The 11,437-nt window shown below is 69.4% G+C and carries 12 protein-coding genes; 5 read left to right on the forward strand and 7 right to left on the reverse strand.

Annotated features, from left to right (window positions below):
- Position 1 precedes the first annotated feature (1 nt).
- The 5 genes from IZR01_RS04895 to IZR01_RS04915 all read right to left on the reverse strand — a co-directional run bounded on the left by IZR01_RS04895 (position 2) and on the right by IZR01_RS04915 (position 3,771).
- Positions 2-1,105, reverse strand: coding sequence for a PqqD family peptide modification chaperone (locus tag IZR01_RS04895; RefSeq protein WP_194923044.1), 1,104 nt, complete (start codon positions 1,103-1,105; stop codon positions 2-4).
- Positions 1,106-1,188: 83 nt separating this feature from the next.
- On the reverse strand, positions 1,189-1,365 hold the full coding sequence (locus IZR01_RS04900) for a hypothetical protein (protein ID WP_194892142.1): 177 nt from the start codon (positions 1,363-1,365) through the stop codon (positions 1,189-1,191).
- A gap of 67 nt (positions 1,366-1,432) precedes the next feature.
- On the reverse strand, positions 1,433-1,921 hold the full coding sequence (locus IZR01_RS04905) for an NUDIX hydrolase (RefSeq protein WP_194923045.1): 489 nt from the start codon (positions 1,919-1,921) through the stop codon (positions 1,433-1,435).
- Between the two features lie 68 nt (positions 1,922-1,989).
- A complete protein-coding gene (locus IZR01_RS04910; RefSeq protein WP_194892140.1) occupies positions 1,990-2,589 on the reverse strand; it encodes an ArsR/SmtB family transcription factor in 600 nt (199 codons plus the stop codon).
- Positions 2,590-2,985: 396 nt separating this feature from the next.
- On the reverse strand, positions 2,986-3,771 hold the full coding sequence (locus IZR01_RS04915) for a hypothetical protein (RefSeq protein WP_194923046.1): 786 nt from the start codon (positions 3,769-3,771) through the stop codon (positions 2,986-2,988).
- A gap of 302 nt (positions 3,772-4,073) precedes the next feature.
- Here IZR01_RS04915 and IZR01_RS04920 point away from each other — a divergent pair, with 302 nt between their 5' ends.
- Positions 4,074-4,943 carry a hypothetical protein gene (locus IZR01_RS04920; RefSeq protein ID WP_194923047.1) on the forward strand — a complete coding sequence of 290 codons (870 nt, stop codon included), beginning with the start codon at positions 4,074-4,076 and terminating at the stop codon, positions 4,941-4,943.
- A gap of 33 nt (positions 4,944-4,976) precedes the next feature.
- Here the strand turns inward: IZR01_RS04920 and IZR01_RS04925 are convergent, their stop codons facing one another.
- A complete protein-coding gene (locus IZR01_RS04925) occupies positions 4,977-6,224 on the reverse strand; it encodes an MFS transporter (protein WP_194892137.1) in 1,248 nt (415 codons plus the stop codon).
- Positions 6,225-6,554: 330 nt separating this feature from the next.
- Between IZR01_RS04925 and IZR01_RS04930 the strand changes: the two genes are divergently transcribed.
- From IZR01_RS04930 to IZR01_RS04945, 4 genes are read left to right on the forward strand one after another with little or no spacing between them, the layout of a single operon-like run.
- Positions 6,555-7,622 (forward strand): hypothetical protein, encoded by a 1,068-nt coding sequence (locus tag IZR01_RS04930; RefSeq protein WP_194923048.1) that lies wholly within the window; start codon positions 6,555-6,557, stop codon positions 7,620-7,622.
- Positions 7,612-8,925: an ATP-grasp domain-containing protein gene (locus tag IZR01_RS04935; RefSeq protein WP_194923049.1), complete on the forward strand. Its 1,314-nt coding sequence runs from the start codon at positions 7,612-7,614 to the stop codon at positions 8,923-8,925. Before IZR01_RS04930 ends, IZR01_RS04935 begins: the two co-directional genes overlap by 11 nt.
- Entirely contained in the window at positions 8,922-9,167 is a 246-nt protein-coding gene (locus tag IZR01_RS04940) for a phosphopantetheine-binding protein (protein WP_194892134.1), read from the forward strand. The genes IZR01_RS04935 and IZR01_RS04940 overlap by 4 nt, the downstream gene beginning before the upstream one ends.
- Positions 9,157-10,590, forward strand: coding sequence for an amino acid adenylation domain-containing protein (locus IZR01_RS04945; protein WP_323746915.1), 1,434 nt, complete (start codon positions 9,157-9,159; stop codon positions 10,588-10,590). The genes IZR01_RS04940 and IZR01_RS04945 overlap by 11 nt, the downstream gene beginning before the upstream one ends.
- An 86-nt stretch (positions 10,591-10,676) precedes the next feature.
- On the opposite strand, the gene IZR01_RS04950 is transcribed toward IZR01_RS04945, so the two are convergent.
- Positions 10,677-11,435: a hypothetical protein gene (locus IZR01_RS04950; RefSeq protein ID WP_194923050.1), complete on the reverse strand. Its 759-nt coding sequence runs from the start codon at positions 11,433-11,435 to the stop codon at positions 10,677-10,679.
- Positions 11,436-11,437 lie beyond the last annotated feature (2 nt).

Below are 11,437 nucleotides of genomic sequence, written 5' to 3' on the forward strand. Positions count from 1 at the left end.
ATCAGACCGTGCTCAAGAGTGAGAACGGTTCGGTCCCCACAAGGCCCTTGGTCTGCAACGCGGTCAGGATGGACTCGATGCGAACCCGGGACAGGCCCTTGAGCGCGGGAACGCTGTCGCTGAGTTGTCGCACGGCCTCGACGATCCCGTCGACTGATCGGCCGTCGCACAAGGCCCAGACGAATGCCGGGGCCTCTTTGAGCAGGAGCTGCCGGCCGAGCTCCCAGTGGAGCAGGATGCCGTCACCGGTGCGCAGTACGCAGAAGCCGGTGCTGCGCCACCTGCCCTCCTCGGCCGGCCCCGGTCGCCAGCCGGGCCAGGCCGCGAGCGGTGCGTCCGCATTACAGAGCAGTTGCGCGACCGCCGTGCAGGTCTGGACGAAAAGCGCCAGCCCTTCCGCCGCCGTCGTCCCGTCCGCAGTCCATGCGCCTCGCTGGTAATAGGTGAACAGGTCGACAGGAAACCCCTCGATCGGGGTCCGGGCCAGTTGCTTGTAGATCCATTTGTTGCTGAAGTACAGATCGCCGGCGGCGGCCGCGACCGCCTTGCCCGCGTAGGCGACAAGGCTCTGGCCGGTGAACGCGGCCGTGTCCAGATCGCCTTCCGCCGCGGCGCCGAGGAAGTCCTCAAGGTAGCCGTTGATGGAGATGGCCGCGTGGTTCACCGCGGTGCGCCGGATGGCCGGAAGGGATTCGGTTACGCGCTCGCGCAGAGCGGTGAGACGCTCAGAGCCGACCAGAGTCTCGGCTGAGACGAGCCGCAGGACGAGATCCAGTGTGTCCGGAAGCTTGTGCAGCGTCGGCAGGTTGTCCCGGCGCAGTTCGAACTCGGCGAGCTCCGCGACCAGCGCCTCGATCTCGGTGAGCGGGTACCGTTCCACATCGACCCGATGGCCGTCGACGCTGTACTGGGTCGTCTGCTCGCCTATGGCGCTCCCGGGTGCGACGAGCACGAAGACGTCGGCGTCGCTGGTGGCGTTGCCCAGGCCGGCCGTCAGGCTGCCGCCGGTGTAGACGGAGTCGATGCCCGAGTCGGCATCGGCTGCCAGGGCGTGGCCAAGCTTGCGCGCCGCGGCGAGTTTCTCCGCGACTACAAGGCTTCCCATCTACCGTCGTTCCCTTCTGCTGGAGGTTCTTCCCGGATCGGATGGGGCGGCGGGAGCCGAGGTGGCTCCCGCCGCAGTCGGCATCAGACGTTGGCGACGTTCGCTACGTTGGCCACGTTCGCTACGTTGGCGACGTTCGCCACGTTCGCGACATTGGCTACGTTCGCTACGTTAGCGACGTTGGCGTCGTCCGCCTCGACGTCGAATTCGACGATGTCCTCGTCGATCTCGACGACGTCCAGGTTGTCCGTGTTCTCCATTGCACACCTCGCAAAAAAGTGTTCGGGAACGGTCAATCAGCAGTGCAGCACGGCAGGAGGAGAGGTGCTAAGGATTCGGCTTTGACCGAATGTCCGCTTTGGCCGAATGTCCATGCCGACCGGTGGCGGGGCGCTCGCGGGCCAGCGCGATGCCGATGTCCACGCGCTCATCGCGCGGAAGACCGGTCACCTTGTCCAGGCCCACCCACTCGGCGCGATCTGAGGACCCTCCGATCTCATCGCGCAGTTCGCCGCCGACGATGTGGGCCGCGTAGAAGATCCGCAGGCTGTGGAACTCAACCTGTTCTCGGGCAGAGGGCGGGGCCGGGGTGACTCTGGTGTGCATGCCGAGCAGTTCGTCGATGGCGACCTCGTACCCGGTCTCCTCCCGTACTTCGCGCACCGCCGCGTCATACGGGTCTTCGCCGTGGTCGATACCGCCACCGGGAATCGACCAGAGTTTCCGTGCGGGATCATCCGGATCAACCCAGCGGGAGAGCAGGATCTGCCCGTCCCGCAGGCACACGGCACAGGAACTGACGCGCAGGGAGTACATGGTCTGGGCCCCTGACTGATCTGCGGGCGGTGCCCGGGTCGGCGGGTAGTGGCGACGGCTGCGCGGACTCAGTCGCCGAGCTCACCGAGCAGGACGACGCCGAAGTCCTCCAACTCGTAGAGCACCCGGGCCCCCACGCGGTGGCGCCGGACGAGGCCGGCCGAGGTGAGGCCGGCCAGGTGCTGAGAGACGGTGCTCGGCGCCAAGCCGAGGGAGTTCGCCACTCCTGTCGTGGTGGTGGGTGACAGCAGTGCGCGCAGGACCGAGGTCCGGCCAGGCCCGAGCAGAGCGGTCAGTTTGTCCCTCGGTCGCACCTGGTCGTGCTGTTCACTCTCGTCCCGGGGCGGGCCGCCTAGCACCGCGGCACCCTGTGCCTGGTAGGAGAACGCCGCCGTGTCGTGAACGGCGGAGAAGATCCGCGTATTGCCGCGTGCGAACAAGACCGGGACGATGATCAGGCAGCTGTCGGTCAACGGCCAGTCCATGTCGGTCTGGTGCGGAACGTTCAAATCGGGGCGCTCCCAGCGGATGCGGCCTCCCAGGTTCTGCAACAACATGTCAGCGCCCCCTGTCACCAGCGCACGGCCGCGCACCAGGATCTCTTCCTCCAGGACGTTGCGCATGTCCGGCCAGTAAGGCGCGATCGCCGCACTCCAGTAGTCGCTCATCAGGTGGGCGAATCTGTCGTGGCCGGTGTTCCGCAGTGCCGTCAGTTCGTCCTCGATGCCGGGGGAGGGACATGCCGGGATGGGGGTGAGGGGCGACGGTACAGACTTCGTCCATTGCGTTCGTATCGCGCCCGTGAGCTCTCTGTGCAGACCGGGCGGAACCCGTGGCAGTGCCGTCGCGGCCCATTTCGTGTAGGGGTACGGTATTTCGCTCCGGTAACGCAGGGTCAAGGTCAGACTGGAAAACGCCTCCCACAGCGGGCTGATCGCTATGCGTACCCGTCCAAGAGTCAGTTCATCGAGCTGTATTCGGATCATCAGGTCCCCGTACTAGCGTCGTGCGCAGCCGGATCATCCAGTTCCGGGCACCGGGGCGGCGCCTCGGAGCGACGTCGGTCAGACCTCCACCTTCAGCGCCAGATCCTGGCACAGCGTGAGGATGTTGTTGATCCACTTCTTGGGGTCGTCGCGATCGAAGTCCCGCATCGTCTCGACGTCCCAGTACTCGTCGAAGGTCAGTGCCGCGGGGTTGGCCGCCTGGAACCTGCGTGGCCGCCACTTGTAGGCGTAACTGTCGTACTCTCCCCGTTCTTCGAGCAGCGCGTCGACGGTGTGGCCGAAGGCCAGCCGCGCCGAGATCATGGAACTGTGCAGGTCTCCGTCCTCCAGTTGGCCCAGACCGTCCTCGATGGCCCGGCCCGCCGCACCGAGCGAGCGGGCGACGAGGACGGACCGGAAGGCCGAACCGTCGATCTCGGCTCGGCGACGGGCGACCCAGTCCTCGCCGAGCAGCGGTACGCACGTCGCGATACGTCCGAGGAACGCCTCTTCCCGCGGTAGCAGGACGTCGTTGCTGTCCGCCCGCACCCGGTCGTACTCGGCCCAGGAGACCTTCGCGACCATCTGGTCGACCTGGGTGTCCAACCAATAGGCCAGATCCCAGTCGCAGCCGTCGGCGTGGAACGTGTGCTGCCGGACCACGTCGGGGTCCAGCGACACTCGAACTTCGACAGTGTCCGGACCGGCCCACGGTTCGGCGCTGACCAGGTAGATGTCGAGATCGCTCCGGCGATTGCTCCACCCACGGGCGGCGGATCCGACCAGGAGAGCGGCCCGGCACTGGTCCGGCAGCACGTTTCGGTCGCGCAAGGTCTTCACCGCCTTGCGTGCGTCCAAACGCATGAGCCGATCTCCGATGCATAGAGCTGACTTTCTGGGAAGGGTAGCGACGCCGAGTGCGGAACGCACGCGATTCGGCCGGTGCCGAATCTCCTGCCTGGGTCCGGAATTCACCGGATCCCGGTCCGGGGGCTGACGGGCCGGCGGCCGGGGTGCTCGGCGGGCGTGGCGAGACGAGGGGTGCTTGTCACGAATGCATCTCCTGTGGTGGGATCTGCGCTATCCGACAGCAGGTGATGATCTGCGCCCGAACAATAAATGAAGGCCGGATCACGGAATCACAGTGAGGAATCCTTTTCATTATCATGACCGATGCAGATGCAGCTGGGACGCGCCGAGGCGTGTACGTCGCGCTCCTGGGCCTAGACGGATCCGGTAAGACCACTGTCGCTCACGGGCTGACAGAACGGCTGGCCGCGCAAGGGCATAAGCCCGAGTTCATGAGATGGCAGGGAGTTCTCGACCAGGGCGATCGATTAGACTTTCCGTACATCTCGGTGCGCCAGCTCCTGGTGGAGATCTGGCGGACGCGCTACGGCGGCGCCACGGATGCGCAATCGGTTCGGGTGCAGCATGGGCCGACTTCATACGCGGACTTCAAGCGCGCCCAACTCGACCCCGGCCCGGTCTATCCGGCCGACGCCCGCCGCTCCGGCATGGTGGCCTCCGCGATGCTCGAATTCACCACCGAGATGTTGATTCACACGGAGATCGTGAATGAGCACCTGTCCAACGGCAGGACCGTCGTCAGGGACGGATTCCCCTACCGGAACGCGATGAAGGTGCTCCGGGTCGCCAACGAGATTCACAGCGGCGACGTCCCCGATGATTTCATCGCCAAGGCGATCGACTTCATCGTCGAGGCCTGCTCCGGCCAGTTCCTGCAGCCCGATATCGGGGTATTCATGAAAGTCGCGGCAGAGGAGTGCTACCGGCGGATCGTGGCGCGCACCGGTGTCGGGCCGTTCGAAGACATGGGCTTCACCGGCCGAACGGGCCGGTCGTCGTTCATCGAGCTCCAAGGCGCGATGCTGGAGGATTATGAGCGGATGGCCACCAGCTGGGGCTGGCACATCCTCGACATCAGCGAGGCCTCTCCTGCCGAAGCCCTTGATGCCGTCACCGATATCGTCCTTCCCGGCGTCGCTGAATTGCAGTGTGCGACGGATCGGTGAGCCGGCGGTCCGGCGGGGCGTGACAAAGCTCGACTACGCCACGACGGCCGAATCCTCCTCGGGGTCGAGCTCGACGGCCGGGGCGCGGGCGAGGTTCCGGGTGTCGCGCACGGCCAGCGTCGCCGCGGTCGCCAGGAAGAACACGGCGGCGACGGCCAGCAGCGACGTCGCCGAACCGATCCGCAGGAGCACGGCTGCCAGCGCGTAGCCCAGTGGGCGGCCGGCGGTCGAGCCGAGCATGTCGAACGACGACACGCGGGACAGCGCCGGCCCGGGCACCTCCTGCTGGAGCGCGGTGTACCACAGCGCGTCGGGGAACGAGATGACCAGTCCCATCAGGAAAGCGGCGCCGGTGAGCACCGGCGAGGGCGCGTTCAGGGCCAGCGCCACGATCAGCGGTATCGCCGCGAACTGCATGGCGCGCGGCCACCGCAGCAAGTAGCGGGTGGTGAGCCGGAGCGCGAGAGCGTTGCCGCACAGCGAGCCGATGCTCATGGCGGCCACCACGACGCCCCATTGCAGGGCACTGCCATGCTTGCTGTGCAGCTGCGCCGGGCCGAGGACGACGAAGATGGCGTACACCAGGTTGAACAGCGAGAAGTAGGCGACACTCGTCCACAGCCAGGTGCGCTTGCGCACCTCTTGCCAGCCTTCGCGGACGTCTTCGCCGAACCGGCCCCGGGTGCGCTGGGAACTCGGCAGGCGCAGGCTCGACAGCAGCAGGGAGCTGCCCAGGTACGTCCCACCGTCGATCACCAGGGCCCAGCCGGGGCCGATCGACACCGCCAGCACGCCGGCGATGAGGGGGCCGATGCTGGTGGTGACGTCGTTCGTCACCGCGAGCAGCGCGCTGGCCTGCTGGAACATCCCCGGCGGCGCCGTCGCCTTCGTCAGGCCCAGCCGCGCCGGGGCGTTGAACGCGCTGGCCACCCCGTTGAGGACCTGCAAGGCCATCAGGGCCAGGATCGGGGCGTGGCCGGTCAGCAGGCAGATGCCGAAGGTGGTCTGGGCCAGGAACCGCGCCGCGTCGGTCGTCATCATGACCCGGTGCCGCGGCAGCCGGTCGGCCCACACCCCGCCCACCACCATCAGCGCGAGCTGGGGCAGGGAATACGAGGCGAGCACCAGGCTCAGCGCCGCCGCCGATCCGGTGACGTTCAGCACGCCGAAGGTCATCGCCACCGGGGCCAGCGCCGTGCCGGTCATCGACACCGCCTGGGCCGTGAACTGGCGCCGGAACGTCTTGTGGGCCAACGGGCGGAGCGCGGTGGCGAAACGCATCGGAAAAACGTATCAAACTTCTGATTCGATAGACACCGGTCGGATCCGGGCCCGGTCCACGTCCGCCTCCGCCTGCGCGCCGGGCCACGCCCCGGGTGAATGCATACCCTGCGATACATGCCTTGACGACCGCTGTGGCCTCTGCGAAGATCAGTGTTCGAATACTGTTTGGGTGCCGTTGGGGCGAGTGAGCGGTTTGTGCGCAGCTCGTCGCGCGGTTCACGCACCGGCACCCGGGGCGAACCTTCGACTCGATGTACAGCAGAGTTCTGATGCGGGCAGGCCGGTACTGCTCGCCTCTGAGCGCTGTTGCCGCTGGGGGAGGCAGGATTGTCGATCACATCACCGCATCCGATCCTTGATTCCAGATACGACGTGCTCGACCGTGCGCGGTTCGAACCCGCCGGATTCCAAGCGCTGGACCGGTCGGCCGGCGCCGCCGCCGGCCTGAGCCGGCTGCGCCAGGTCGAGCTGGACCGCCGGTGGCGTGCGCGGTATGTGCGGGGAGTGCGCGGGTCCGAGTTGGTAGCCGCGGTACCCGTATACACAACCGTCGGCTCCTCCTGGCCGGACGCCGCCTACGACCCGCGGAACTGGGGTCTGGACCCGGGCCTGACCGAAGCGCTGCCCGCGGACCGCTGCCTGGTCGTCGGGGGTGTCTACGACCAGCGGTCGGGCTTCCCGGTCCGGCTGGACGCCGCCGGCGAGAACGCCCGCGAGGTGCTCGTGGCCATCGCCAGGGCCGCCGCCGCCGAGGAACGCGCGCTGGTCTTCCCTTACGCCTACAACCGCGCCCGGCGCGCGCTCGACGCGGTCACCGACGGCTTCCACTGGACCGGCCTGGCCCGCGAGTCGCACTTCCGGGACGTCGACGACCCCGACCGGCCGATGAGCTCACGGGTGCGCGGCGTACTGCGGCGCGATCGGCGGCTGATCGAGGCGGCGGGGCTGGACACCTCGGTCACGGACTGGGCAACGGCCGAGGCGGTCGCCGCACCGCTGATCGCCGAGCACAACACCCGCAAGGACGTGCCGGATCACGCGGAGTTCGTCCGGATGCGCTACCGGCAGTGGACCGAGTGCCCGGACGTCGAACTCGTCGTCTTCTCCGCCGCCACGGCGTCGGTGGCCGGCGTGTTGACCGCGATCGTCTGGCAGGACCAGCTGGAGCTGTACGAGATCGGGTTGCCGCAGAGCCAGGACAGCGAACGGATCGCCGTGTATCTGGACTTGATGTTCCATCAGCCGCTGGCTTACGCGCGCCGGCGCGGGCTCAGGCATATCCGCGCCGGTACGGCCGCCGAGACGCCGAAGAGCTCCCGCGGCGCGGTGTTCGAGGAGTTGTCCGGCGGCCTGCTGACGGCCGAGGCGACACGGGAGCTCGCCGATGCCGGCTAGCCGACCCCGCCTGGCGGTGCTGACCGGCGTCGGTGGTTCGCTGTCCACGCTGGACAGCGCCGCGGCCGCGGCCGATCTGGCCGATCTGGTGTTCCTGGTGGACGCCCGGGAGGCTGCCCGATATCCCGATCTCCAAGCCGTCGCCACGGCATTGGGCCCGACCGCCGTGGTCGACTTCGGCGATGTCGACGGTTGTCTGTCGGCGGCCAAGTCCGCGGGCGCCGACCGGGCGATCTCCTTCGTGGACCGGCTGTGCGCACTGGCCGCGGCCGTCAACCGGGGTCTGGGGATCGCCGCCGGCCGGACGCCGACGTGGGGGAAGAAGGACGTCCAGCGTGCCCTGCTGCGCGAGAGCGGGGTGTCGCAGGTCCCGGCGGCCCGGGTCGCCGGCGCCGCCGATCTGACGCGCTTCCTGGACGCCCACGGCATGCCGGCGATCCTCAAACCGGTCGGCGGGGTCAGCAGCCGGGACATCTGGCTGCTGCGCGACCCGGCCGAGGCGGCGGCCGCCGTGGCCGCGCTGTGGCCGGACGGAACACCGGGCCCTGCGATGCTCGTCGAACGGTTCCTCGTCGGGGACACCCGGGCGCAGCCGCACCTGGCCGACTACGTGTCGGCCGAAGTCTTCCGGTGCGGCGGGCAGGTCGCGGCGGCCTTCGTCACCGACCGCCTCCGGCCGATGGACCCGTGCCGCGAGACCGGCCTGGTGCTGCCGAGCCTGCTCGCCCCGGACGCGGCCGCGGAAGTGATCCGCACCGCATCGGCGGCGCTGGACGCCGTCGGCGCCGCCGACGGCGCGTTCCACGTCGAGCTGAAACCGCGAGCGGCCGGCTCGGAGATCGTCGAGCTGAACGGCCGGCTCGGGGGGTTCATCGCCAAGCTCGCCGCCTACGGGGCCGGCGCCGATCTGGGCGCGGCGGCCATCGCCGCGGCGATCGGGCGGCCGCCGGAGCTGGACCTGGCCTGGCGCCGCTGTGTCCTGGTGCTGCTGTTCCAGCCGCCGGCATCGGCGCGGCGGATATCAGCGGTGCCCGAGCGCTCGGCCGTCGCCAAGCTGCCCGGGGTGATCGCCGTGGAGGCCCTGGCAACCGCCGGGACCACGGTCGACTGGCGCGACGGGAGCGACGGCGCCGTCGCCCATGTGTGGATCGGCGCGGACTCGGCCGACGCGCTGCACACCCGGCTGCTCCAGGTGGCCGAGTACCTCACCGAGACCTTCGTGTTCGTCGGGCGGGACGGCGCGCGGACACTGGACCGGGCATGGCTTGACCAGATCGCCGGAAAGGAAAGCGAGCAGGTATGACCCCCAGTGAGATCGCAGAACTGATGCAGGAGATCGTCGACCTCGACGAGGTCGGCGTCGACGCCGGCTTCTTCGAGGTCGGTGGGAACTCTTTCCTCGCCCTCACCCTGCTGGCCCGCATCCATGAGCGGACCGGGATCATGCTGAGCCTGCTCGACGTGGTCCGCGCACCGACCGCGGTGGAAGTGAGCGGGTTGCTGGCCCGGCAGGCCGCCGAGGTGGGGGCCGCTGGTGGTGAGTGAAACGGGCACCGTCTGGGACCTGGTCGCGGCGCGCCTCGCCGAAGACCCCGACGCCGTCGCGGTCGGAGGTACCGCCGACCTGACCTATGCGCGGCTCGGCGCCACCGTCGCCGATCTCGCCGACCGCGTCGCGGCCGCCGCCTCGCCCGGCAGCCTGGTCGCGCTCGAGGCCGACGCACCGTTGGCCGGCGTGGTGGCGATGATGGCGGCGGCGCGCGCCGGCTGCGCGCTGATGCCGGTGATCGCCGACAGCCCGCCCCACCATCGCGACATGGTGGCCGCGGACGCGCGGCCGACGGCCGTTATCCGCGAGGCCGCGGACGGCGGGTTCGCCGTGGAGCCGCTCGGCCCGGGCCGGACGGATCTGACCGGCATCGCCTACGTCCTGTACACGTCGGGCTCGACGGGGCGCCCGAAAGGCGTCCTGGTGTCGCAGGAAGCCCTCGTCGCCCGGCTGGCCGGACTGGCCAGGACACCCGGTCTGAGCGCCGGCGAGTCCATGCTCGCCATGACGGCGCTGTCCTTCGACATCTCGATGGCCGAGATCCTGCTTCCCCTGACCGTCGGCGCGACGGTCGTCGCCGCGCCGTTCGGAGCCCGGTTGGATCCGACGGTCTTCGCCGCGGCCGTGAGCACGTATAAGCCGTCTGTCATTCAGGCCACGCCGAGTTTCCTGCGGCTCGCCCTGGCCGCCGGCTGGGAGGGCGCGCCCGGCAGCCGGATCTGGTGCGGCGGCGAAGCCCTCACCCCGGTGTTGGCGCGGGCCTTGGTGCCCCGCTGCGCCCAACTGTGGAACGTGTACGGCCCGACCGAGGCGACCATCTGGGCTTCGGCCGCGCTGGTCCGGGACGGCGACGCCATCTCGCTGGGCGAGGCTCTGCCGGGGACCGGCCTGTGCCTGGCCGACCCCGACGGCCGATCCGCGCCGTCCTCGGCCGAGCCGGGCGGCGAGGGCGAGATCCTGATATACGGCGCGGGTCTGGCCGACGGCTACCTGGAACGCCCTGAGCTGACCGCGCAGCGGTTCCGGACCGGGATGACACCGGACGGCTCAGTGCTCTGCTACCACACCGGCGACCGCGGGCGGTACCGGCCGGACGGCACGCTGGAGTTTCTGGGGCGCACCGATGCCCAGGTGAAGCTGCGGGGGCACCGCATCGAGCCGGGTGAGATCGAGGCGGTCGTCCAGGAGTGCCCCGGCGTGTCCGAGGCGACCGTGCTCGTCCGGTCCGCGGACCAGCCGGACCGCGCTCACCTCGTCGCCTTCGTGGTGGCCGCGGCGCCGACGACCGAGCGGGTGATCCGTCGCTGGGTCGCCGAACGGCTGCCGAGCGCTATGCGGCCGGCGCGGATCGTCCTGATGGATTCGCTGCCGCGGACTACGGCGGGGAAGGTCGATCGGGTGCTGTTGACAGCTTCGTGACGGCTTCTCATCTATAGGCTGATCAGCTCCCGCCAACTGTCCGTGGCGGGAGCCGATCAGCGTCGATTAGCCCCGATCGGCCCCGATCAGCCCCGATCCGGCACCGGCCGGGAACCGGCGGCGGCGACGGCGTCGGCCAGGCGCCGACCCGAGAAGATCTCCTCCGCCGACTCGCCGAACACCTCGTGACGCGCTGTGCAGTCCGGCTCGCACCGGTGGTCCGCCGACACCAGGTGGTGTTCGTCGGCGATGGCGATGGCGGTGCTGGTGGCGCCGTCGGTCGGCCCGCCGGCTCCGGCGGCCAGGTGATGGATCCAGGCGATCTGCATCGTGGCGAGTTGCAGCGCGATCGGTCGCAGGTGTGGTTGTGGGCCGCCGAACTGGTCCTCCAGCCGGGCGAGATGCTGGTCCCCGAGTATCTGCTGGAGGCGGTCGGGGTCGGCGCCGTCGGCCAGCCAGGCCGCGGCCGCCCGCCGGTCCTCGGACTCGGTCGGCCGGGCGTCTCCGGCGAGGAAGGACGCCAGCTCCCGTATGACCCGGTCGGCGCCGGGGACTTCCGGATTGACCAGTACCAGCCGTGGCGTCATCGCGAACCGGCGAGCCACCTCGCGGGCGATCGGCGCCGCCGCGCAGTAGGCCACGACCACGTCCGGCCGCTCACCGATGTTGTCTCCGACAGCGGCCGCGTATTCGGGCAGGCTCGTCGTGTTCGGCAGGTGCAGCTCCAGAGGATACGTACAGCTGAAGCGGTCGTCGCCGAGGAGGACGGACTTGGTCCGGGCGGGCATGGAAGGCCCGGGATAGTCCAGGACCGCGACCGTCGCCGTTCGCGCTGACTCAGGCATCG

This window comes from Catenulispora pinisilvae, assembly GCF_015356865.1.
In the GTDB taxonomy this organism is placed as follows: Bacteria; Actinomycetota; Actinomycetes; order Streptomycetales; family Catenulisporaceae; genus Catenulispora; species Catenulispora pinisilvae.

Coding starts and splice junctions, on each gene's coding strand:
- IZR01_RS04895 (WP_194923044.1), bottom strand. CDS start 1,105: ATGGGAAGCCTTGTAGTCGCGGAGAAACTCGCCGCGGCGCGCAAGCTT.
- IZR01_RS04900 (WP_194892142.1), bottom strand. CDS start 1,365: ATGGAGAACACGGACAACCTGGACGTCGTCGAGATCGACGAGGACATC.
- IZR01_RS04905 (WP_194923045.1), bottom strand. CDS start 1,921: ATGTACTCCCTGCGCGTCAGTTCCTGTGCCGTGTGCCTGCGGGACGGG.
- IZR01_RS04910 (WP_194892140.1), bottom strand. CDS start 2,589: ATGAGCGACTACTGGAGTGCGGCGATCGCGCCTTACTGGCCGGACATG.
- IZR01_RS04915 (WP_194923046.1), bottom strand. CDS start 3,771: ATGCGTTTGGACGCACGCAAGGCGGTGAAGACCTTGCGCGACCGAAAC.
- IZR01_RS04920 (WP_194923047.1), top strand. CDS start 4,074: ATGACCGATGCAGATGCAGCTGGGACGCGCCGAGGCGTGTACGTCGCG.
- IZR01_RS04925 (WP_194892137.1), bottom strand. CDS start 6,224: ATGCGTTTCGCCACCGCGCTCCGCCCGTTGGCCCACAAGACGTTCCGG.
- IZR01_RS04935 (WP_194923049.1), top strand. CDS start 7,612: ATGCCGGCTAGCCGACCCCGCCTGGCGGTGCTGACCGGCGTCGGTGGT.
- IZR01_RS04940 (WP_194892134.1), top strand. CDS start 8,922: ATGACCCCCAGTGAGATCGCAGAACTGATGCAGGAGATCGTCGACCTC.
- IZR01_RS04950 (WP_194923050.1), bottom strand. CDS start 11,435: ATGCCTGAGTCAGCGCGAACGGCGACGGTCGCGGTCCTGGACTATCCC.